Source organism: Streptomyces otsuchiensis, assembly GCF_004305975.1.
Taxonomy (GTDB): domain Bacteria; phylum Actinomycetota; class Actinomycetes; order Streptomycetales; family Streptomycetaceae; genus Streptomyces; species Streptomyces otsuchiensis.
In genome coordinates, this window is record NZ_BHZI01000075.1 from 1 (window position 1) to 21,520 (window position 21,520).

The following is a 21,520-nucleotide window of genomic DNA, read 5'->3' on the forward strand; positions in this document are numbered from 1 at the left end:
GGAAGGTGGTGGACGGGCCGGGCCGGGAGACGAGCCGGCCGAGAGCGGAGGCGCTCGTGCGTTCCGTCGTCATGGCCTGCTGAACTCCCTTGCACTGAGCGGGGATCGGGGCGAGGAGCCGGACAGGAGCCCGCGGTAGAGCCGGGAGAGCGCGGCGGCCCCGCGTGACACGTCGTGCTCGGAGCGGGCGAAGCGCCGTCCCTGCTCGCCGAGTTCACGGGCGCGTACCGGGTCGTTGAGCAGGCGGACGATCGCCCGGCCGAGGGTCACCGGGTCCTCGCGCGGGACCAGGCAGAGCGCGGTGTGGGCCGGGGGCAGGCTCTCGCGCGCTCCCGACACGTCGCTCATCAGCACCGGACGCCCGCTGGCCAGGGCCTCCAGCGGTACCAGGGCCATGCCCTCCCAGCGGGAGGGAGCGACGACCAGGGTGGCGGCGGAGTACCAGGGCGCGGCGTCGGTTACGGCGCCCACGAACTCCACGCCCTCGGGCGCGGCGGCCCGCAGCGCGGCCTCGTCCGGTCCGTCACCGACCAGGACCAGCCGGGCGCCGGGCACCCGGGAGGTGACGTCCGGCCAGGCGCGCAGCAGCACGTCCTGGCCCTTCTGGCGGCAGAGCCTGCCGACGCAGACGACCACCGGGGCTCCGGTCTCCGGCAACCCGGCCTCCGGCACGGCGTCGAACCGGTCCAGGACGTCGCCCACGTCGAACGCGTCCTCGATCGGGGAGCCTTCCGCCGGGAGCACGCCGGCCGGGTCGTCCTCCGCCGGGAGGCGCCCAGCGCCCGCGCCGTCGGCGCCCGGCAGCGCGGCCGGGGCGACGTTCTCGTAGTGGGCGACATCGACGCCGTTGCGGATGACCGTCCAGCGGGCGCGGACGCCGGCGCGCTGGCCGCGGCGGCGCTCATCCTCGCTGACGCAGACGATCTGGTGGGCCCAGCGCGCGGCGTACCGCTCCCAGCGGAGCGCCATGGCGCCGGTGAGCCCGCCGGCCGCCTCGAACGACCAGGCGTGCGGCTGGTAGACGGTGGGCAGCCGGCCGCGCAGGGCGAGCCGGCCGGCCAGCCCCGCCTTGGCGCTGTGCAGATGGACGAGGTCCGGTCCGATCTCGCGCACGATGCGCGCGACGGCGGCGGACTCCTGCCCCACCCGGGCGCCTGGTTCACGCGCGGCGGACCAGGGGCAGACGGTGGCGCCCGCCGCCTCGGCGGCCTCGCCGAGCCCGTCGGGAGGACAGAGCACGACCGGCCGCAGCCCCTCGGCGCGCTGGGCGCGCACCAGGTCGGTGACGACGCGGGCGACGCCGCCGTCGGCGGGCTGGGCGATGTGCAGGACGGTGAGCTGCCGGGGGTAGGTGGCGGCCCGGGGTGCGTGGATGGCCCGGGGCCGGGCGGCGGTGCCGGTCCGTTCCGGGTCGCCGGTCACGTCCGCCGTGGTGGCGGTGGTCTCAGCCACGGGCGTCGGCCTGGAGGAAGACCGCGCCGAGGTGGTAGCCGCTGCCGCCGAAACCGACGGAGAGCCGTTCGGCGCCGCGGTTCAGCGCGGGCGTGAGATCCATGATGTCGGAGTCGTAGCCCAGCGTGTTGTGGTGTGCCGGGGTGCGGGTGGTCACGGGGGTGCCCAGGTCGCTGATGGTGGAGTTCAGGACGTTGGCGGCCGGGTTGGCGGCGTCGGAGAGGCGGACCGGTGCACGGCGGTCGGCGGTGACGCTCAGGGTCTCGCCGGAGCTGCCGCGGTCGCCGTCGTAGCCGACGAAGCCGAGGCGGCCGGAGGCGCCGGGGGCGGCGTCGAGGTCCGCGACGTCGATGGTGACGTCGCCCTCGGCGCCGGGTGAGCGGAAGCCGTCGTAGAGGACCAGGTCGCGCAGCGGTGCGTCGGGGTGTTCCCAGGCGGCCACCAGGGTCCAGCCGCCCCAGGCGCCGGCCTCGGAGTGCCCCATGGCGACGTTGATGTCGGCGACGGTCCAGGCGCCCTGACGGGAGTCGCGGACGAGTGCGGTGACATCGGCGGAGGCCGTGAACGCGTCGTCGTGGTCGGTGACGCGATGGCCGATCATCGAATCGGCGCGCAACACCTTGTAACGGCCGCCGGGTTCGGCGATGAGAACGCGCCCGTTGTCGGCGTGCGGCTTCTGTTCACCCACCCGGAGATTTCCACCCCAGTAGAGCCGGGCGTGGGTGACGCGGGCTCCGTCGGGAATTCGGAGTTCCGCACTGGTGGAGTTGTAGGTGTTCGGATCGTCATCGATATCGGTGTAGAACATCTCGTAGTCGCCGTTGCGGGCGACGGCTCCACGTTGTGCCTGGTTGCAGGAGGGCGCGCCCGCGACCACCGGGTTCACGCAGGTGATGGCGGAGTTGGCGGCGCGGGAGATGCCGCCGTTCTGCTGGACGCGGTAACGCTCGGAGAAGGGAACCGAGGGGGCCGACGCCAGGGACTGCGCGGCCGCGGTCTGGATGATTCCGGACAGCGCCAGCACTGCGAATACACAGAGCACGGCGCGGCCCACACGTCTGGGGTGGAAACGCATGAGGATCTCCAACTCTCTTTCCAGTGAGCTGGAGAAAACTCTTACAGACCGGAAATGTGAAATCCCGTGCAACGCGCGGCGTTGAACCGTTCAACTAATACTCACACAATCCGATGAGCCGGATTAAGTGGGCACGTTTCCGCTGCTCATGACGGGGACCACCCCACCGCCCGGCGCGGCCGCATTGACTCCGGCGAACCGGGCGACCCGGCTCACCACCCCCGAGACCGCGCACGCTTCACCGCGCGGCGAGATGCGCGCACGCCCCTACGCGCGGTGAGAGAGGTCACACCACCGGGGAACGACGAAGGCTCCCACCGAGATCGGTGGGAGCCTTCGCTCACTGTGCGCGAGGGGGGAGTTGAACCCCCACGCCCTTTCGGGCACTGGAACCTGAATCCAGCGCGTCTGCCTATTCCGCCACCCGCGCATTGGGTGTGTCTCTCAGCGCCTGCCCTGCACCCGTTCCGGGTGTCGGAGCGCCTCGCGACATGAAGAACGTTAGCACGGGTCCGCCCCCGGTCTCACATCCGTATGCGCGGCCCCCCGAGCGGTGCGCCACCTCCCCTACCGGGTATGCGGGACACTGTGTTCTGATCCGCTCTACGATCCAGGGGGGATCACGCGCGCACGACCCACCGGCCGGGTCCGACCGGGAACCAGCCGATTCACTCGCGCGTGGATACGATCAGTAAGCATGACCGCTGACCGCACCGGCGCGCCGCACGGCACACCGGGGCTCGTGCCGTGACGGGAAGCGCACAGACGCCGGGTACACCGGAGTAAGGAGGTGCACCATGGGAGTACTCAAGCGGTTCGAGCAGCGGCTGGAGGGCCTGGTCAACGGCACCTTCGCCAAGGTGTTCAAGTCCGAGGTGCAGCCGGTCGAGATCGCCGGGGCGCTCCAGCGTGAGTGCGACAACAACGCCACGATCTGGAACCGAGAGCGCACCGTCGTTCCCAACGACTTCATCGTGGAGCTGAGCGCCGGCGACTTCGACCGGCTCGCCCCCTACTCCGGACAGCTCTCCGAAGAGCTGGCCGGGATGGTGCGCGAGTACGCCAAGCAGCAGCGGTACACCTTCATGGGCGAGATCAAGGTCAGCCTGGAGAAGGCGCCCAACCTCGACACCGGCCTCTACCGGGTCCGCAGCCGCACGCTGGCATCCTCTGCCTCCGGTGCGCCGATGGGCGGCCCGCCGGCACCGGCCGGCCCCCCGCCGTCGGCACCTCCGGGCGCCACGCACGGCGGCTCCGCGGGCTACCCGGGCCAGGGCGGCGGAACGGCGGCGGGCCAGGGGTACGGCGTACCCGCGCCGCCCCCGCCGGCGTCCGCGCCGGGCGGCTACCGCACGAGCGGTGCCGGAGCGGGCGACCGCACGCGCCGCTGGGTGGAGATCAACGGCACCCGCCACCAGATCTCCCGCGCCACGCTGGTGCTGGGCCGCTCCACCGAGGCGGACGTACGGGTCGACGACCCCGGCGTCTCCCGCCGACACTGCGAGATCCAGGCATCGGAACCGGCCACGGTGCGCGATCTCGGCTCCACCAACGGCATCGTGGTGGACGGGCACCCCACCAAACACGCTACGCTCCGCGACGGCTCACGGATCGTCGTGGGCAGTACCACCATCATCTACCGGCAAGCCGAAGGGTGAATCGGGGGCCATGTCAGAGCTGACCCTGACGGTCATGCGGCTCGGCTTTCTCGCCGTGCTGTGGCTGTTCGTGATCGTGGCCGTACAGGTCATCCGCAGCGACCTGTTCGGCACACGTGTCACACAGCGCGCGACCGCGCGCCGCGGCGCTCCCGAGCAGCGTCCGCAGCCGCAGCGACGCCAGCAGTCCTCGGGACGCGGCAACCGCCAGCGACGTGGGGCGCCCACGAAGCTGGTGATCACCGAGGGCTCCCTCACCGGAACCACTGTCGCCCTCCAGGGGCAGACGATTACGCTCGGCCGGGCACACGACTCGACCATCGTGCTCGACGACGACTACGCGTCCGGCCGGCACGCCCGGATCTATCCGGACCAGGACGGCCAGTGGATCGTCGAGGACCTCGGCTCCACCAACGGCACCTACCTGGACCGGTCCCGGCTCACCACGGCCATGCCCATCCCGCCGGGAGCGCCGGTCCGGATCGGCAAGACCGTCATCGAGCTGCGGAAGTAGGGTCAACCCGACTATGACGAGTACAGGGCGGGCACCATGCGGCGGAGCGACCGGCGCGGCCCGGAACCGACTGGTGAGGCGAGCATGAGTCTGACACTGCGGTTCGCCGCCGGGTCCCACACCGGAATGATCCGGGACCACAACGAGGACTCCGGATACGCCGGCCCCCGGTTGCTCGCCATCGCCGACGGCATGGGTGGCCAGGCCGCCGGCGAGGTCGCCAGCTCCGAGGTGATCTCCACACTCGTCCAGCTCGATGACGACATCCCCGGCTCGGATCTGCTGACGTCCCTGGACGCCGCGGTCCAGCACGCCAACTCCCGCCTGCGCTCCATGGTCGAGGAGGACCAGCAGCTCGACGGGATGGGCACCACCCTGACCGCCATGCTCTGGACCGGCCAGCGGCTCGGCCTGGTCCATGTCGGCGACTCGCGCGCCTATCTGCTGCGCGAGGGCGTCCTCACCCAGATCACCCAGGACCACACGTGGGTGCAGCGGCTGGTGGACGAGGGCCGGATCACCGAGGAGGAGGCGACCACCCACCCGCAGCGCTCCCTGCTGATGCGCGCGCTGGGCAGCGCCGACTCCGTCGAGGCCGACCTCTCCATCCGCGAGGTGCGCGCCGGTGACCGCTACCTGGTCTGCTCGGACGGCCTGTCCGGCGTTGTTTCACATGAAACAATGGAACACACGCTCGGCGCCTTCGCGCCGCCGCAGGAGACCATCCGCGAGCTGATCGAACTGGCGCTGCGCGGAGGCGGTCCCGACAACATCACCTGCATCATCGCCGACGTCCTCGATGTCGGTCAGGGCCAGAGCGGCGAGGCCGAGGGTTCCCGGTACAGCGACGCCCCGCAGATCGTCGGCGCGGTCGCCGAGAACCAGCCGGCGCCCGGCGGACCGGTGACCCAGACCCCCGCCTCCCGCGCCGCGGAGTTGAAGCGGCCCCAGCCGGGTCCGGCCGGCTCCGGTGACGGCGCCGGGGACGACGGCAACGGCGTCATCGGCAGTTTCGGGTCCTTCACCGACGACGAGTACCTCCCCCGGCGCTCCGGACTCCTCTGGTTCAAGCGCATCGCCCTGGTGGTGCTGGTCCTCGCCCTCCTCGGCGCCGCCGCGTACGCCGGCTACCGCTGGACCCAGAACCAGTACTACGTGGCCGCCAACGACGACCACGTCGCCGTCTACCAGGGCGTCAGCCAGGATCTCGGCCCGCTCAGCCTCAGCCAGGTCCACGAGGACCACCCGGAGATCGCCCTCTCCGACCTGCCCGCCTTCCAGCGGAGCGAGGTCGAGAACGCGATCGCCACCGACAACCTGGCCGAGGCGCGCACCAAGATCAGCGAACTCGCCGACCAGGCCGAGGCCTGCCGCCTCCAGGCCGAGCGCGAAGCCGTCCGGGCCGACGAGAACGCGTCCGACGCCGAACTCCCCTCCCTCTCCGAGAGCCAGCAGCGGCTGGCCCGCCAGTGCACCAGCTGAGCCATGCCGCCACGCTGAGAGAAGCCGAGCCATGAGCAGCACCGCGAACACCACCGTGGCCAGTGTCGGTACGCCGAGCAGGCGGAACACCGAGCTGGTCATGCTCGCTTTCGCCGTCCTCGTCCCGGTGCTGGCCTACGCCAACACCGGTATGGCGCTGGACGGTTCGCTTCCCGCCGGAATGGTGGCCTACGGCCTCGGTCTGGGCGCCATCGCCGGCGTCGCGCACCTGGTGGTGCGCCGCTGGGCCCCGTACGCCGACCCGTTGATGCTGCCGCTGGCCACCCTGCTCAACGGGCTGGGGCTGGTCCTGATCTGGCGGCTGGACCACGAACCCCGGCTCCAGCCGGTGGACGCGGCCCCCGCGCAGCTGATGTGGTCGGCGCTGGGCGTCGGTCTGTTCCTGGCCGTGCTGATCTTCCTGCGCGACCACCGGGTGCTCCAGCGCTACACCTACATCTCGATGGTGGTGGCGCTGGTCCTGCTGCTGCTGCCGCTGTTCTTCGGCGCCGACACCAACGGCGCCCGGATCTGGGTGCGCATCCCCGGTGTCGGCTCCCTCCAGCCGGGCGAGTTCGCCAAGATCGTCATCGCCGTGTTCTTCGCCGGCTATCTGATGGTCAAGCGCGACGCCCTCGCACTCGCCAGCCGCCGCTTCCTCGGGATCTACCTCCCGCGTGGCCGCGACCTCGGACCGATCCTGATGGTCTGGGCGGTCAGCCTGATGATCCTGGTCTTCGAGACCGACCTCGGGATGTCGCTGCTGTTCTTCGGCATGTTCGTCGTGATGCTCTATGTCGCGACCGAGCGGACCAGCTGGATCGTCTTCGGCCTGCTGCTGTCCGTCGGCGGCGCCGTCTTCGTGGCCTCGTTCAACTACCACGTCGGCGTGCGCGTCCAGAACTGGCTGAACCCGCTGCAGCTGGGCGACAACGGCGGCGTCACCGAGACCGCGCAGGCGATGTACGCCTTCGGTTCCGGCGGACTGCTCGGCTCCGGCCTCGGTGAGGGCTACTCCCGGCTGATCGGCGGCATCGCCACCAAGAGCGACTACATCCTCGCCACCGTCGGCGAGGAAATGGGCCTGGTCGGGATGATGGCGATCCTGCTGGTCTACGCACTGTTGATCGAGCGGGGGCTGCGCACCGCGCTGGCCGCCCGCGACCCCTTCGGCAAGCTGCTCGCGGTCGGTCTCTCCGCGGTCTTCGCCCTCCAGGTCTTCGTGGTCGCCGGCGGCGTCACCGGCCTGATCCCGCTGACGGGCATGACGATGCCGTTCCTCGCGCAGGGCGGGTCCTCGGTCATCGCCAACTGGGCCTTGATCGCGCTCCTACTCCGGATCAGCGACACTGCCCGTCGACCCGCCCCCGTACCGGCGTCCAGCACGGACGCAGAACAGACTCAGGTGGTCCGAGCGTGAACAAACCAATGCGACGGGTCGCCGTCTTCTGCGGCCTGCTCATCCTCGCGCTGCTGCTCCGCGTCAACTACGTGCAGTTCATCCAGTCCGATGAACTCCAGAACGACCAGCACAACCGCCGCGTGGCGATCGAGCGCTACGCGCACCCGCGCGGCGACATCATCGTGGACGGCAACGCCATCACCGGCTCCACCGAGACCAGCGGCACCGACTTCGAGTGGAAGCGGACCTACACCGACGGCGAGATGTGGTCGCCGGTCACCGGGTACGCCTCCCAGGGGTTCGGCACCACCCAGCTGGAGAGCCTCTACGACGGCATCCTCACCGGCGACGACGACCGGTTGTTCTTCAGCCGCACCATCGACATGCTGACGGGCAAGGACAAGAAGGGTGGCAACGTGATCACCACCCTCAACGAGGACGCCCAGCGCGCCGCCTTCGAGACCCTCGGCGACCGCAACGGCGCCGTGGCCGCGATCAACCCGGAGACGGGAGCCATCCTCGCCCTGGTCTCCAAGCCGTCCTACGACCCGTCGAGCTTCGCCGGGCTCGGCAGCGACGACGGCGAGGCGTGGAGCGCGCTGCAGAAGGACGACAACGAGAACGACCCGATGCTCAACCGCGCACTGCGCGAGACGTACCCGCCCGGCTCCACCTTCAAGCTGGTCACCGCCGCCGCCGCACTGGAGAACGGGCTGCTGGACGACGTCGAGCAGGAGACGGACTACGACGTCCCGTTCGAGCTGCCCGACACCGACGGCCGGACCGTCGGCAACTCCATCGACAACGTCGGCTGCGAGGACGCGAACATCATCGTCGGCCTCCAGTGGTCCTGCAACAACGTCTTCCTCGGGATCAGCGCCGACCTCGGCAACGAGACGATGATCGAGGCAGCCGAGTCCTTCGGCTTCAACGAGTTCCACGACATCCCGGTCCGCTCCGCCGTCAGCTCCTACCCCGAGGACAACCGGCCGCAGAACTCCCAGGCCGGTATCGGCCAGGCGTCCAACCGGGCCACGCCGCTCCAGATGGCCATGGTGGTCTCCGCCATCGCCAACGACGGCAAGCTGATGGAGCCCTACATGGTGGACCAGCTGGTCGCCCCCAACCTCAACGTGGTCGAGCAGCACCAGCCGACCGAGCTGAGCCGGCCGCTCTCCCCGGAGAACGCCCAGGCGCTCCAGGAGGCCATGGAGGTCACCGTCGAGGACGGCACCGGCAAGCCCGCCGAGATCCCCGGGGTCCGGGTCGGCGGCAAGACGGGTACCGCCCAGCAGGGCGTGGACAACAAGGAATCGCCCTACGCCTGGTTCGTCTCCTACGCGAAGACCGACGACGGCTCGCCGGTCGCCGTCGCCGTGGTGGTCGAGGGCGGCAGCGGCGAGGGCGAGGTCTCCGGCGGGCGGCTCGCCGCGCCGGTGGCGAAGGCCGTGATGGAGGCGGTCCTCCCGAACTGATCCGGGTGATGTTCCGCACCGTGTGAGCGCCGCCGCGCGGTTCTCCCCGTCGCCGCCGGCGGCCGTCAGGCCGGGGCCGGTGAGGGCCGGGAGAACCGCGCGGCGGCGTTCTGCGTCCTACCGGGGATGGGGGGCCGTTCCGCTGTACCGGTTGGGTATCGGCGGGCCACCACCGCCCGGGGGCCCCGGCCCGCCGGGTACCGTATCCCCGGGTCACCTAGGCCCGCAGCACACCGCCCGCGCCCGATAGTGGGCCGGGACGAACGGAGAGGGCTGGAGACATGGAAGAGCCGCGTCGCCTCGGCGGGCGGTACGAGCTGGGTCACGTGCTCGGCCGCGGAGGAATGGCCGAGGTCTACCTCGCCCACGACACCCGTCTGGGCCGTACTGTCGCCGTCAAGACCCTCCGTGCCGACCTCGCGCGTGACCCCACGTTCCAGGCCCGCTTCCGCCGTGAGGCCCAGTCCGCCGCGTCCCTGAACCACCCGGCGATCGTCGCGGTCTACGACACCGGCGAGGACTACGTCGAGGGCGTCTCCATCCCGTACATCGTGATGGAGTACGTCGACGGCTCGACGCTGCGGGAGCTGCTGCACTCCGGCCGGAAGCTGCTCCCGGAGCGGACCCTGGAGATGTGCATCGGCATCCTCCAGGCGCTGGAGTACTCCCACCGCAACGGCATCGTGCACCGGGACATCAAGCCCGCCAACGTGATGCTGACCCGCAACGGCCAGGTCAAGGTCATGGACTTCGGCATCGCCCGTGCGATGGGCGACTCCGGCATGACCATGACACAGACGGCGGCCGTGATCGGCACCGCGCAGTACCTCTCGCCCGAGCAGGCCAAGGGCGAGACCGTCGATGCCCGTTCCGACCTGTACTCCACGGGCTGTCTGCTGTACGAGCTGCTGACCGTCCGGCCGCCGTTCGTCGGGGACTCCCCGGTCGCGGTGGCCTACCAGCACGTGCGGGAGGAACCGCAGCCGCCGAGCGTCTTCGACCCGGAGATCCCGCCGGACACCGACGCGATCGTGCTGAAGGCCCTCACCAAGGACCCCGACTACCGCTACCAGTCGGCCGACGAGATGCGCGCCGACATCGAGGCGACGCTCGACGGCCGCCCGATCGCCGCCGCGGCGGCCATGGGCGCGGCCGGGTACGGCGGCTACGACGACCGCCCCACCCAGGCGCTCACCCCGCAGCGGGGCGGCCCCACCACGACGATGATGCCGTCGTCGGGCAACGACTACGACAACTACGGGGACTACGACCGTCCCGACCGGCGCAAGAAGAACAACCTCTCCATGGCGCTGATGATCCTGGCCGGTGTGCTGGTGCTGGTCGGCGCGATCTTCATCGGGCGGTCCCTGTTCGGCGACCAGCCCGCCTCGGATCCGGATGTGCCCCAGTTGCTGGGCGAGACCGTCGAGAGGGCGGAGCAACGCGCCGAGAGCATCGGGCTGAAGGTCGAGGAACGGGACAGCAAGCCCTGTGAGGACTACGCGGAGGGGACGGTCTGTGAGACCGACCCCGCTCCCGGCGAGACCATCGCGGCAGGCGGGACGATCTACCTGACCATGTCGGAGGGCCCCGCGGCGGTGGAACTGCCCGACCTCATCGGCGAGAGCTACGACAGCGCCGTGGAACAGCTGCGGGAGCTCGGTCTGGAGCCGGAGCAGGAGACCACCGAGACCACCAGCGAGGAAGCCGGCACGGTCCTGGAGCAGGACCCGGTCGGCGGGTCCGAGGTGGAGCCCGGATCGACGGTCACCCTGACGGTCGCCACGGCCCCCGACACCCTGCCGATGCCGGACGTCTCCGGGCTGAGCCTGGAGCAGGCCAAGGCCCAGCTGGAGGGTGGCGACAACCAGTTCAGCGTCACCGCCGAACGGCGGCGTGACGACTCCCGCGATCCCGACACGGTGATCAGCCAGAGCCCCCGCGCGGGCGAGGCCGTGCAGCCGGGCAGTTCGGTGCACCTGGTCATCGCCCAGCCGACGGAGCAGCCGCCGGAGATCGAGATCCCGCAGGACATCGTGGGACGGCCGTTCACGGAGGTCCGCGACCAGCTCCAGGGGCAGGGACTCCAGGTCTCCGTGCAGGGCCCGGACGGCGAGGACGCCGTGGTCGCGGGCTCCAACCCGCCCCCGGGAACCAAGGTGAAGGAGGGTGACCAGGTCACCCTGAACACCAACAACGGTGGCGGGGACGGGGACGACGGGGACGACGGGGATGACGACGACGGTCCGCCCGGCTTCCTCGGCGGCCTCGGCGGCTGACCGAACGCCGGAATCGCCGGAATCGCCGGAATCACCGGAATCACCGGAGTAGCCGGAGACGACGGCCGGGACGGGGGCGCGCGGGTGACCGCGCGCCCCCGTCCCGCGTGAAGCGCCCCGCCTCGCTTGAACGCAACCGGCTCCACCACGCGGTGAGGGCGGACCCCAATGGGTCCGCCCTCACCGCGTCGCCGTCGGAACCGGCCGTCCGAGCGGCCGGTCACCGTCGGCCGGGGCCGGGCGGTCGCCCGGCCGGTGTGTCAGGAACGCTCGCCGGCGTCCCGCGCCTCGGCGTCGGCGTCGGCCTGCTTGGCCTCGACCTCCTGGTCCACCGCGTCGTGGCGGTGGCCGGGGGCGCGGTCCTCGAAGGCGTACCCGTCGGCACCGACCTCGGTGGCGGCCGGCGGCTCGACCAGCCAGTCCGGGTTGGCCTGGCGCTCCCACCACTTCCACACGGCGTACGCGCCACCGGCGACGACGCCCGCGGCGCCGACCCACTTGGTGGCGGTCCACGCCTTGGCGCGGCGCTCACGGCGGCGCACCGCCTTGCGGATGTCCTTGGCGCTCAGATCGCCACGCAGCCCCGCGTAGGCGGCCGCGGAGCGCGCCGCCGCCCTCTCGGCGGCGGGCCCGGCGGCGGCGCGGGCCTGCTCCAGGCGCGGCGCGGCGGCGGCCTTGGCCTTGCGGGCCGCGGTGCGGGTACGGTCGGCGGCCTTGCCGGCCGCCTCGTCGACGCCGTCCGGCAGCGAGTGCCGCGCCTGCTCCAGGCGGGGCGCGAGGTGCGACTCGTAGTTGTCACGAGCCTTGGCCGCGGCCTTCTTGGCACGCGGCTTCAGGTACGTTCCCGCCTCGTGTGCGTAGTGCACCGCGGACTCCTTGGCGGTCGCGGCGTACGGTCCTACCGCCTCCGCCGCGGTGCGCGCGGTTTCCCTCGCGTTGTCGCCGGCGGCGCGCACGCGTTCTTTGCGGTTCACGGGACAGACCCTCCTGTCGGTGGTTCGCTGTTGCGGTCTTCGTGCGGTCATCCAGCCGTCATAGACGCCTTGCTCCGCTGTGCCGCCTGTCCACTCGTACGCAAATCATGCCGGTTAGCAGCGTCTCAGGCACGCGAAACGGGCATCCGGGGCACCGCGTGTCGCGCGGGCATGGGAGGATCGTGCACCGTCAGCCCAAGGACGACGGAAGGTACATCGTGGCCGAGCAGCTCTTCGCCACCCTGAAGACGAACCATGGCCCCATCGAGGTCCAGCTCTTCCCGAACCACGCGCCGAAGACGGTCAAGAACTTCGTCGAGCTGGCGGAGGGCACCCGGGAATGGACCAACCCCGCCACCGGCGAGCGCGCTGCGGCCAAGCTCTACGACGGCACGGTCTTCCACCGCGTCATCAGCGGCTTCATGATCCAGGGCGGCGACCCCCTGGGTAACGGCACCGGTGGCCCGGGGTACGAGTTCGGGGACGAGATCCACCCCGACCTGGCCTTCACCAAGCCCTACCTGCTGGCCATGGCCAACGCCGGACCGGGCACCAACGGGTCGCAGTTCTTCATCACGGTGGGTGCGACCACCTGGCTCACCGGCAAGCACACCATCTTCGGTGAGGTCACCGACGCCGCGAGCCGGAAGGTCGTTGACTCCATCGCCGGCACCGCGACCGACTCCCGGACCGACCGCCCGAAGCAGGACGTGGTGATCGAGTCGGTCACCATCGAGTCGCGCGAGGGCTGAGAGCCACCGCGAGCGCTCCGTGACCCGGCTGCGGCCTCCACCGCGCACCGGGAACATTCCGGCCCCCTGGTCCGTAGGATTCAGGGGGCCGGAGTGTGCCGCGCGGGGCGCGGGGAAGATCCCTGGACACGCGCCGACCACAGGCCGCAGGGGCGAGAGGACACCATGACGCAGTACGAGCGCCAGCCGGGCCTGGCCGTCTGCTACCGCCACCCGGAGCGTGAGACGGGCATCCGCTGCACCCGCTGCGAGCGGCCGATCTGCCCGGACTGCATGGTCGACGCGGCGGTCGGCTACCAGTGCCCCGAGTGCGTGCGCGGCGCCGCCGCCCACAGCGCCGCCACCCGGCCCCGGACGCTGGCCGGAGGCACCGTACGCGCCGACACCCGCCTGGTCACCATCGTGCTGATCGCGCTCAACCTCGCGGTCTTCGCCGGGCTCAAGGCCACCGAGTACCTCTCGGGCAGCGACGCCGAGTTCCGTCTGATCTCGGACTTCGCGATGCTCGGCTACGCGCGCGACCCCGGTTCGTTCGAGCTGATGGGCGTCGCCACCGGCGAGTGGTACCGGATGCTCAGCTCCGCCTTCATGCACCAGGCGGTCTTCCACCTGGCGTTCAACATGGTGGCGCTGTGGTTCCTCGGCCCGAACCTGGAGGCGGCGCTGGGCCGCGGCCGGTTCATCGCGCTCTATCTGATCTCGGCGCTGGCCGGCTCCACCGCGTCCTACGCGCTCGCCTCGCAGTACCAGCTGTCGCTCGGCGCCTCCGGCGCGATCTTCGGCCTCTTCGGCGCGCTGGCGGTGCTGCTGCGGAAGATGCGCTACGACATGCGGCCGGTGCTGATCCTGCTGGCGATCAACCTGGTGATCACCTTCATGCCGGGGCTGAACATCGCCTGGCAGGCGCATCTGGGCGGCCTGGTCGCCGGTGCGGCGATCGCGTTCGGGATGGTGCACGCGCCGCGCGAGCGGCGCACGCTCTACCAGGCCGGGGTCTGCGGGCTGGTGCTGCTGGTACTGGTCGGGGTCTGCGTGGCCCGCACGCTCCAGCTGCTCTGAGCGGCATCGGCGTCGGGCGGCCGGCGGTCGGGCCGGGCCGGGCCGGTCGGGCCGCCGTCGTGACGGCGGCCCACCTCACCCGGCCACCCCACCCGTTCCCACCAGCGACCACCACCCTGGGGTACCGGGTTATCCACAGCCGGTACCCGATCTTGGCCGACTTGTGGACAACACGCTCCGAATCCGCGTTCGAGTCCTGTTTCCGCAGGCGAACAGGGGTGCGGCCGTCAGCTCCGGCCGCCCGGCGACCCTCCGTGACGGCGAGTTATCCACAGCTTTTGTGATGTTCGCCGAAGCTGTGGATAACTCGCGGCCGCTATTTCCACTGGGTGGAAACCACGAACCCCGCGCCGATGAAGCCGAACCCGACCACGATGTTCCAGGCGCCGATGGCACCGATCGGCAGGTCGCCCTCGGCGACGTAGTAGACGACGATCCACAGCAGGCCGATCACGAACAGCGCGAGCATCAGCGGCGCCACCCAGCGGCGGGCACCCCCCGACCGCATGTCGATCTTGGTGGCCTGCTTCCGGTCCACCTTCTTGTCACCCTTGTCTGTCTTGTCGCTCTTCGCGTCGGAGGACTTCCTCTCGACCGCCTGCTGCCCCTCGGGCTTCGCAGCGGAGCCGTCCTTCTTCTTGCGGATCCGGGACTTCGGCACGAGAGCCTCTCCTGTCTACGCGCTGCGCTCGCACAGCGGAACACGGTGCGGGAATGTTCGGATAGCGTAGTGCGTGAAGTGTCGATGAAGGGAGCAGGGTGCGGTGGGTGACTTCCGCTTCCGTCCGGCGCGGCTGGGCACCCTGGGTGTCTTCACCCTCGCCGGTCTCATCTTCTGGACCAGTTTCAGTGTCTCCGGCGGCAGCAACATCCGCAGCGACGACTCACTGCTCCAGATGTCCGACCTCATACGCGACCGGGGCCGTGAGAACGCCCGGCTGGAGGCGACCGCCGCCGAACTGCGCACCGAGGTGCAGCAGCTGCGCGAACGCGACGCCGCCGCCGACCCGGCCGGCGCCGAACGCCTCGCCGGCCAGGAAGAGGACGCGGGCCTCAAGGAACTGACCGGCAGCGGCCTGACCGTCACCCTCACCGACGCCCCGCCCGACGCCGTACCGCTGCTCCCCGACGTCCGCGACCCGCGCCCCGACGACCTCGTCATCCACCAGCAGGACCTCCAGGCCGTCGTCAACGCCCTGTGGGCGGGCGGCGCCGAGGGCATCCAGGTGATGGACCAGCGGCTGATCTCCACCAGCGCGGTCCGCTGCGTCGGCAACACCCTGATCCTCCAGGGCCAGCTCTACTCCCCGCCGTACGTGATCACCGCCGTCGGCGACACCGAGCAGCTGCGCGACTCCCTGGACACCTCCCCCGCGATCGAGCTGTACCAGCTCTACGTCGACGCCTACGGCCTCGGCTGGAAGCTCGACGAGCACACGGAGACCACGCTGCCCGGCTACACCGGTTCCACCGAACTCCAGCACGCCCGCCCCGTCGAGTGACCGCGACGGCGTGACCGCTGCGCCGCCGTGACCGGGGCGCCGACACCGGCCCGCCTCCGGCGCCGCCGCCGCGCGCACCACCGATGTGACCGGATCGGCCACCCAATGACCGCGATGCCCACCGGCGCTCCGCGCACGCGTCGTACGCTGGTGCCGCACGGCCACGCCGAGGGGCGGGTGCGGGCGGGCCGCTCCCCACGGGGCGCGCCGCGGGAGACAGAGAGGGAAGCTCCACCATGTACGGCTGGATCTGGCGGCACCTGCCGGGCAACGCACTGGTGCGTTCCCTGCTCTCACTAGTCCTCGTGGCCGGGGTCGTCTACCTGCTCTTCAGCTACGTCTTTCCGTGGGCCGAGCCCCTGCTGCCCTTCAACGACGTCACGGTCGAGGGATGAGGAACAGTCCGGCTATGGGTACCCGCGTTCTGGTCGTCGACAACTACGACAGCTTCGTCTACAACCTCGTCCAGTACCTCTACCAACTCGGCGCCGAGTGCGAGGTGCTGCGCAACGACGCGGTACGTCCCGGCCATGTCGAGGAGGGCGGCTTCGCCGGCGTGCTCCTCTCTCCCGGGCCGGGGACACCGGAAGAGGCGGGCGTCTGCGTCGACATGGTCCGCCACTGCGCCGAGACCCGGGTGCCGGTCTTCGGCGTCTGCCTGGGGATGCAGGCGATGGCGGTGGCCTACGGCGGCGTCGTCGACCGCGCGCCGGAACTGCTGCACGGCAAGACCTCGCCGGTGCTGCACTCCGGCACCGGCGTCTTCGACGGCCTGCCCTCGCCGTTCACGGTGACCCGCTACCACTCGCTGGCCGTCGCCGAGTCGACGGTACCCGCCGAGTTCGAGGTGACGGCCCGCACCGAGCGCCCCGACGGAGCGCCGGGCGTCGTCATGGGGCTGCGGCACCGGACGCTGCCGGTCGAGGGGGTGCAGTTCCACCCCGAGTCGGTCCTCACCGAGGGCGGCCACCGCATGCTGGCCAACTGGCTCGCCGTCTGCGGCGACACCGAGGCCCCGGCGCGCTCCCACGGCCTGGCGCCCGTCGTCGGACGGCCCGGACGCCGGGAGGCGGCGTGAGCGGCCGGTGGCAGCGGGAGGCGGCGTGAACGGGGAGCCGCGGTGAACGCGTCGCGCGGCGCCCCGGGGTGGGACCCGGACGACGACGGAACCGCCCAACGGCCGCCCGTCGACTACGAGGCGGCGATCAGCGCCCTGAACGACCCGCTCAACGACCCGCTGCCGGAGGCGTACACCTCCGGCGGTGGGAACCGTGGCGCGGGCGACAGCGGGTACGACCCCTGGGAGCCGGAACCGGAACCGGGAGCGGGGCCGTCCGGCGACCGCCCGGCCACCGGACGCAGACGCCGTCCGGCGGGCGCACAGCCGGGCGCGCGACCCTTCCCGCAGCCCGGCGGCGCCGACGCGCTCGCCGGCCCGACGGGCCCGGCAGCCGCACCGGGCGCCCCCGTCCACCCCGGCGCTCCGGCAGGCCAGGACGTCCGGCGGCCGGGACGTCACCGGTCCGCCGACCGGCCGTCGGTGGACGTGCCGGGCGCCAACGCACCGTCGTACGGCGGCCAGCCCTCCCCTCAGTCCGCGTTCGCGCCCCCGGGCGCCCCCGTCCGCCCCGGCGCTCCGAACGGCGCGCAGCACGCCGCCCACGACCCGCAGACGGTCGGTCTGCGCCGGGTCGCGGGCGACCCCGTGCCCCGGCCGCCCCACGCGCGCACCGCGCCCACGGGGGCGGGCCCGTCGGCGACCGCGCCCCCGAGCGGGCCCGACGACGCCACCGCCGTCATCGAGGCCGTCCCGGCGGCGGACCCCGTACCGGCGACGGACGGACCGGTGGCCGACCCCGTCGCCCCCATCGCGGACCCCATCGCCCAGCCCGTCCCGGCACCCGGCACCTCCACCACGAGCGAAACGGCCCCCGCCACCGGCGGACGCGCCGCCCGCCGCAAGGCGGAGCGTGAACGCAAGGCGACCCGCGCCAACAAGATCGCCAACGTCTTCGGCGAGCTGATGATCACCACCGGCGCGCTGATGATGCTCTTCGTCACGTACCAGCTGTGGTGGACCAACGTGGAGGCACGCGCCCACGCCAACTCGCAGGCGGACGCCCTGCTCGACGAGTGGGACTCCGCCCCCGGAGGCAGCGGCGACGGCGACGGCGCCGCGACCGACGGTGACGCCGACTCCGACGAGCCGCCGGACACCTCACCCGGAGTCTTCTCGCCCGGCGACGGCTTCGCCCTGCTGTACCTCCCGACCCTCGACGTCCGGGTGCCGATCGCCGAGGGGGTCGACCCGGCCTCCGTGCTGGACCGGGGCATGGTCGGCCGGTACTCCGAGGAGGACGGGCTGCCGACCGCGATGCCCTGGGACGACGAGGGCAACGTCGGTCTCGCCGCCCACCGCAACACCCACGGCGAGCCGTTCCGCTACATCAACCGGCTCAACCCGGGAGACCCGATCATCGTCGAGACGGAGTCCACGTACTTCGTCTACGAGACGCGCAGCCGGCTGGACTCGACCTCGCCGTCCAACATCCAGGTCCTCGACCCGGTACCGGCGGAGAGCGGCTTCACCGAACCCGGTCGGTACATCACGCTGACCACCTGCACGCCCGAGTTCACCTCCACGTTCCGGCTGATCGTCTGGGGCGAACTGGTGGCGGAGCAACCACGATCCGAGGGGAAGCCCGATGCCCTCGTCACCTGATTCGGAGCCAGGGAGCAACCCGGTGAAGCAGCAGAAGGCCGGGAGCGCCCCGGAACAGGACCGCGACGACCGGCACAGAGACGCGGAAGCGGAAACGGAGCCCGAGACCACCGCGTCCGGTTCCGACGCGGACGCCGACGCGGACGCCGACGCGACGGACGCCGACCGCGACTCCGACGCGGCAGACCCTGACGCGGACGCAGACACCGATGCAGACACCGACGCCACGGACAAGCCCGCCGCGCCCCGCCGTCCGAGCCGGACCGTCCGCGTGATCACCGCGGGCGTCAGCCTCTTCGGCGAACTGCTGATCACCGCAGGCATCGTCCTCGGTCTCTTCGTCGCGTACTCGCTCTGGTGGACCAATGTCGTCGCCAACCACGAGGCCCGCAAGGACGGCGACGCGGTCCGCGAGCAGTGGCAGCAGCAGGAGCCCTCCGACCCGGAGCAACCGCCGGTCTACGACTCGCAGGACGGCATCGGCTTCCTGCACGTCCCGGCCATGACCGGGGACGAGATCCTGGTCAAGGAGGGCATCGATCTCGACATCCTCAACGGCGGCGTCGCGGGCTACTACGACGAGCCGGTGGAGTCGGCGATGCCCTGGGACGACGAGGGCAACTTCTCGCTTGCGGCACACCGCGACGGCCACGGCGCCAAGTTCCACAACATCCACCGGCTGGAGGACGGCGACGCGATCGTCTTCGAGACCATGGACACCTGGTACATCTACAAGGTCTACGCGTCGCTGCCGTCCACCTCCCGGTACAACACGGCCGTGCTCGACGCGATCCCCGAGGAGTCCGGAGTCACCGAACCCGGGCAGTACATCACCCTCACCACCTGCACCCCGATCTACACGTCGACGTTCCGGTACATCGTGTGGGGCGAACTCGACCGCACCGAACCCATCGACGAACAGCGCACCCCGCCTCCGGAACTCCAGGCAAGCTGAGGCCCGTTCACCCGGAGAGCGGCTCTCTTCCTCCAACTGCCCCGGCACGGAGCGGAACCGGCCCTATCCTTAAGGTGACGACCTCTCCAGAGACAGGAGACGGCATGCGCCCCGACTCCAGCCCGGACCCGGAACCCATCGCCTTCGGCCAGCGGTTGAAGATCCTGCGGACCCGGCGCGGTATGTCGCGCCCGGTTCTCGCGGGGCTCCTCGGAAGATCCCCCAGTTGGCTGAAGCAGGTCGAGAGCGGCGCGCTCCAGGTGCCCAAGCTGTCGATCCTGCTGCGCATCGCGGAAGCGCTGCGCGTTCGGGAGTTGAGCGAACTCACGGGCGACGACGGACGGTCCGGGAGTCTCTTCGCCGGGCCCGGCCACCCGCGACTGCCCGACGTCCGTGCGGCGCTGGACGCGTTCCCCACCGTCGGGGACCGGCCCGCGCCGTCGGCCGTGCACCTGCAAGCACGCCTGGCACGCGCCTGGTCCGCCCGCCACTCCTCCCCGAACCACCGTGAGGTGGTGGGCGCCCTGCTGCCCGATCTGATCGCGGACGCGCAGTGCGCGGCACGGCAGGCGGACACTCCGGCGGCCCGGGAGGCCGCACAGAGCGTCCTCGCCCACGTCTACTTCCTCACGCAGTTCTTCGCGGCGTACCAACCCGACGCGCCCCTGCTGTGGCGGGTCGCCGAGCGCGGCATGGTCGCCGCGCACGACTCGGGCGACCCGCACACCGTGGCGATCGCCGCCTGGCTCCTCGCCGAGGCACACAGGGACAGGGGCACGGACCACCTCGACGCCGCGGCGGCCGTCGCGGAAGGCGCCCTGCGCCACCTGGAAGCGCACCTGCCGGATGCCGACCACGCGGTGCTGGCCATGACCGGTGCGCTGCACGCGGCCGCGGGGTTCACCGCCGCCCGGCGCTGCGACGCGGGAACGGCATGGCGACACTGGGATCTGGCCGACACGATCGCCGCGCGGCTCCCCCGGGGGTACTTCCATCCGGTCACGAGCTTCTCGCGTTCCGTGATGGGAGCCCACGCGGTCACCATCGCCGTCGAACTGCGAGCGGGCGGGGAGTCGGTGCGGCAGGCGGCGCGGGTGGACGCCTCCGCCATCCCGTCCCGCCCGCGCCGCGCACGCCACCGCGTCGAAGAGGCGCGCGGCCACCACCTCGCGGGAAGTGCGGACGTCGCGCTCGCCACCCTGGAGCATGCCTACCTCGCGGCCCCGGAGACTGTTCGCTACAACGGGTACGCCCGCGCGATCCTGCTCGAAGAGGCGGAGAGCCGGAACGTCGCGCTCCGGGAACGAGCCGCGTCGCTCGCCGTCAAGGTCGGAGTCCTCTCCGCATAGCCACCCTTCGCACGGGCGGGCGAAGGGCAGAAACTCTGCCTCTCGCCCGCCCGCGCCGCCCCTACGGTCAGTCCCTGCCGAGAGGGAGCTGACCATGCCTGAGCCGATCGACTGGCCGCCGGGGACGCCGGAGCACATCCGGCGTCCGCTCTGCCCGAACTGCACGCACTGCGGCAGGCCGATGCCGCGCGCCGAGCGCCACGCCTGCGCCCCCGGCCCGACGCGCGCCACGTCGCCGTCGCCGCTCCGGCCGGAGCGGGAGCCTTCCGAACCCCGGCCCTCCGCCGGTGTGCCCGCGCCGGAGTCGGCGCCGTGAGCGGAGGACGTCCGACTCGGCGGCCCCTGTTCCTGCCCGCCACCGCCTGCCCCGTGCCGGGCACCGCGCGGGGTGGCGAGGTGCGGCGGCGCGTCGACGGCTACTGGTGCGAGACCGTGGCGCGCTGCCCGGGCGCGGCCGGTGAGTGGCACCTCGGCGGCCGCCGGTGCGGCGACCCGGGAGCGGCGGTGGGGTGGATGCGCGGCCAGGCGCTGCGTCTGGCCCACGCCCTCGACCACCGGCACGACACCGGGCTGCGGTCACCGGCGCAACGTCACCCCTCGGGAGCCACCACCGGCACCGACCCGGGCGACCCGGACCGCGCCGGGTCCGATCCCGCCACGGTCTTCCGCCGCTGGGCCGACGACGCGGCGTACCACCACTTCCAGAAGGCGACGCTGGCCGCCGGGCGGCCGGTCAGCGTGAACGCGCACGGACCGGACCGGATCTGCGGCGCCGCCGGACGGGACGTGGAGGTCCTCTACTCCCTCTCCGCCCGCCCGATCCACCGGCTCGTCGGTGCCCGGCGTCTGCTGCGCGCGCTGTGAACCCCC

General features: G+C 71.7%; 19 protein-coding genes and 1 tRNA gene. 15 read left to right on the plus strand and 5 right to left on the minus strand.

Annotation, left to right across the window (positions count from 1 at the left end):
- Nucleotides 1-69 precede the first annotated feature (69 nt).
- From E0D90_RS09585 to E0D90_RS09595, 3 genes are all read right to left on the minus strand, one after another.
- A complete protein-coding gene (locus tag E0D90_RS09585; protein ID WP_130797364.1) occupies nucleotides 70-1,374 on the minus strand; it encodes a glycosyltransferase in 1,305 nt (434 codons plus the stop codon).
- Between the two features lie 70 nt (nucleotides 1,375-1,444).
- The gene (locus tag E0D90_RS09590) at nucleotides 1,445-2,494 is read right to left on the minus strand and encodes a DUF3344 domain-containing protein (RefSeq protein WP_227870104.1); all 1,050 of its coding nucleotides are present in this window, start codon (nucleotides 2,492-2,494) and stop codon (nucleotides 1,445-1,447) included.
- 379 nt (nucleotides 2,495-2,873) lie between these two features.
- Nucleotides 2,874-2,957: transfer RNA gene (locus E0D90_RS09595), tRNA-Leu, on the minus strand.
- Between the two features lie 367 nt (nucleotides 2,958-3,324).
- Here E0D90_RS09595 and E0D90_RS09600 point away from each other — a divergent pair.
- The 6 genes from E0D90_RS09600 to pknB all read left to right on the plus strand — a co-directional run bounded on the left by E0D90_RS09600 (nucleotide 3,325) and on the right by pknB (nucleotide 11,337).
- Entirely contained in the window at nucleotides 3,325-4,185 is an 861-nt protein-coding gene (locus E0D90_RS09600) for an FHA domain-containing protein (protein WP_130797354.1), read from the plus strand.
- Nucleotides 4,186-4,195: 10 nt separating this feature from the next.
- On the plus strand, nucleotides 4,196-4,699 hold the full coding sequence (locus tag E0D90_RS09605) for an FHA domain-containing protein FhaB/FipA (RefSeq protein WP_103502665.1): 504 nt from the start codon (nucleotides 4,196-4,198) through the stop codon (nucleotides 4,697-4,699).
- A gap of 84 nt (nucleotides 4,700-4,783) precedes the next feature.
- Nucleotides 4,784-6,181, plus strand: coding sequence for a PP2C family protein-serine/threonine phosphatase (locus tag E0D90_RS09610; protein WP_438827384.1), 1,398 nt, complete (start codon nucleotides 4,784-4,786; stop codon nucleotides 6,179-6,181).
- A 31-nt stretch (nucleotides 6,182-6,212) separates the two neighbouring features.
- Nucleotides 6,213-7,601, plus strand: a complete 1,389-nt coding sequence (locus tag E0D90_RS09615) for an FtsW/RodA/SpoVE family cell cycle protein (RefSeq protein WP_103502663.1) — start codon at nucleotides 6,213-6,215, stop codon at nucleotides 7,599-7,601.
- Nucleotides 7,598-9,058, plus strand: a complete 1,461-nt coding sequence (locus E0D90_RS09620) for a peptidoglycan D,D-transpeptidase FtsI family protein (protein ID WP_130797356.1) — start codon at nucleotides 7,598-7,600, stop codon at nucleotides 9,056-9,058. The genes E0D90_RS09615 and E0D90_RS09620 overlap by 4 nt, the downstream gene beginning before the upstream one ends.
- A gap of 281 nt (nucleotides 9,059-9,339) precedes the next feature.
- Nucleotides 9,340-11,337 (plus strand): Stk1 family PASTA domain-containing Ser/Thr kinase, encoded by a 1,998-nt coding sequence (gene pknB, locus E0D90_RS09625; RefSeq protein ID WP_103502661.1) that lies wholly within the window; start codon nucleotides 9,340-9,342, stop codon nucleotides 11,335-11,337.
- A 260-nt stretch (nucleotides 11,338-11,597) separates the two neighbouring features.
- Here the strand turns inward: pknB and E0D90_RS09630 are convergent, their stop codons facing one another.
- Nucleotides 11,598-12,311, minus strand: coding sequence for a DUF5324 family protein (locus tag E0D90_RS09630; protein ID WP_130797357.1), 714 nt, complete (start codon nucleotides 12,309-12,311; stop codon nucleotides 11,598-11,600).
- 218 nt (nucleotides 12,312-12,529) lie between these two features.
- Here E0D90_RS09630 and E0D90_RS09635 point away from each other — a divergent pair, with 218 nt between their 5' ends.
- Complete coding sequence (locus E0D90_RS09635) at nucleotides 12,530-13,063, plus strand: peptidylprolyl isomerase (protein WP_103500537.1); 534 nt, start codon at nucleotides 12,530-12,532, stop codon at nucleotides 13,061-13,063.
- A gap of 165 nt (nucleotides 13,064-13,228) precedes the next feature.
- Nucleotides 13,229-14,122, plus strand: coding sequence for a rhomboid family intramembrane serine protease (locus E0D90_RS09640; RefSeq protein ID WP_130797358.1), 894 nt, complete (start codon nucleotides 13,229-13,231; stop codon nucleotides 14,120-14,122).
- A gap of 316 nt (nucleotides 14,123-14,438) precedes the next feature.
- On the opposite strand, the gene E0D90_RS28285 is transcribed toward E0D90_RS09640, so the two are convergent.
- A complete protein-coding gene (locus tag E0D90_RS28285; RefSeq protein ID WP_265415946.1) occupies nucleotides 14,439-14,783 on the minus strand; it encodes a cell division protein CrgA in 345 nt (114 codons plus the stop codon).
- A 103-nt stretch (nucleotides 14,784-14,886) separates the two neighbouring features.
- Here E0D90_RS28285 and E0D90_RS09650 point away from each other — a divergent pair, with 103 nt between their 5' ends.
- From E0D90_RS09650 to E0D90_RS09675, 7 genes are all read left to right on the plus strand, one after another.
- Nucleotides 14,887-15,624 carry a DUF881 domain-containing protein gene (locus tag E0D90_RS09650; RefSeq protein ID WP_130797359.1) on the plus strand — a complete coding sequence of 246 codons (738 nt, stop codon included), beginning with the start codon at nucleotides 14,887-14,889 and terminating at the stop codon, nucleotides 15,622-15,624.
- A gap of 236 nt (nucleotides 15,625-15,860) precedes the next feature.
- Nucleotides 15,861-16,019 (plus strand): hypothetical protein, encoded by a 159-nt coding sequence (locus tag E0D90_RS27155; RefSeq protein ID WP_170214953.1) that lies wholly within the window; start codon nucleotides 15,861-15,863, stop codon nucleotides 16,017-16,019.
- 14 nt (nucleotides 16,020-16,033) lie between these two features.
- The gene (locus E0D90_RS09655) at nucleotides 16,034-16,702 is read left to right on the plus strand and encodes an aminodeoxychorismate/anthranilate synthase component II (RefSeq protein ID WP_130797360.1); all 669 of its coding nucleotides are present in this window, start codon (nucleotides 16,034-16,036) and stop codon (nucleotides 16,700-16,702) included.
- A gap of 42 nt (nucleotides 16,703-16,744) precedes the next feature.
- Nucleotides 16,745-18,346 (plus strand): class E sortase, encoded by a 1,602-nt coding sequence (locus E0D90_RS09660; protein WP_227870105.1) that lies wholly within the window; start codon nucleotides 16,745-16,747, stop codon nucleotides 18,344-18,346.
- Nucleotides 18,347-18,368: 22 nt separating this feature from the next.
- Nucleotides 18,369-19,301, plus strand: a complete 933-nt coding sequence (locus E0D90_RS09665; RefSeq protein WP_227870106.1) for a class E sortase — start codon at nucleotides 18,369-18,371, stop codon at nucleotides 19,299-19,301.
- A 104-nt stretch (nucleotides 19,302-19,405) separates the two neighbouring features.
- On the plus strand, nucleotides 19,406-20,650 hold the full coding sequence (locus E0D90_RS09670; RefSeq protein ID WP_130797362.1) for a helix-turn-helix domain-containing protein: 1,245 nt from the start codon (nucleotides 19,406-19,408) through the stop codon (nucleotides 20,648-20,650).
- A gap of 312 nt (nucleotides 20,651-20,962) precedes the next feature.
- Nucleotides 20,963-21,514, plus strand: a complete 552-nt coding sequence (locus E0D90_RS09675; protein ID WP_130797363.1) for a hypothetical protein — start codon at nucleotides 20,963-20,965, stop codon at nucleotides 21,512-21,514.
- Nucleotides 21,515-21,520 lie beyond the last annotated feature (6 nt).

Excerpts from the sequence above, each read along its gene's own strand:
- E0D90_RS09615 (WP_103502663.1), top strand. The coding sequence starts at position 6,213 with ATGAGCAGCACCGCGAACACCACCGTGGCCAGTGTCGGTACGCCGAGC.
- E0D90_RS09600 (WP_130797354.1), top strand. The coding sequence starts at position 3,325 with ATGGGAGTACTCAAGCGGTTCGAGCAGCGGCTGGAGGGCCTGGTCAAC.
- E0D90_RS09670 (WP_130797362.1), top strand. The coding sequence starts at position 19,406 with ATGCGCCCCGACTCCAGCCCGGACCCGGAACCCATCGCCTTCGGCCAG.
- E0D90_RS09640 (WP_130797358.1), top strand. The coding sequence starts at position 13,229 with ATGACGCAGTACGAGCGCCAGCCGGGCCTGGCCGTCTGCTACCGCCAC.
- E0D90_RS09655 (WP_130797360.1), top strand. The coding sequence starts at position 16,034 with ATGGGTACCCGCGTTCTGGTCGTCGACAACTACGACAGCTTCGTCTAC.
- E0D90_RS09605 (WP_103502665.1), top strand. The coding sequence starts at position 4,196 with ATGTCAGAGCTGACCCTGACGGTCATGCGGCTCGGCTTTCTCGCCGTG.
- E0D90_RS27155 (WP_170214953.1), top strand. The coding sequence starts at position 15,861 with ATGTACGGCTGGATCTGGCGGCACCTGCCGGGCAACGCACTGGTGCGT.
- E0D90_RS09610 (WP_438827384.1), top strand. The coding sequence starts at position 4,784 with ATGAGTCTGACACTGCGGTTCGCCGCCGGGTCCCACACCGGAATGATC.
- pknB (WP_103502661.1), top strand. The coding sequence starts at position 9,340 with ATGGAAGAGCCGCGTCGCCTCGGCGGGCGGTACGAGCTGGGTCACGTG.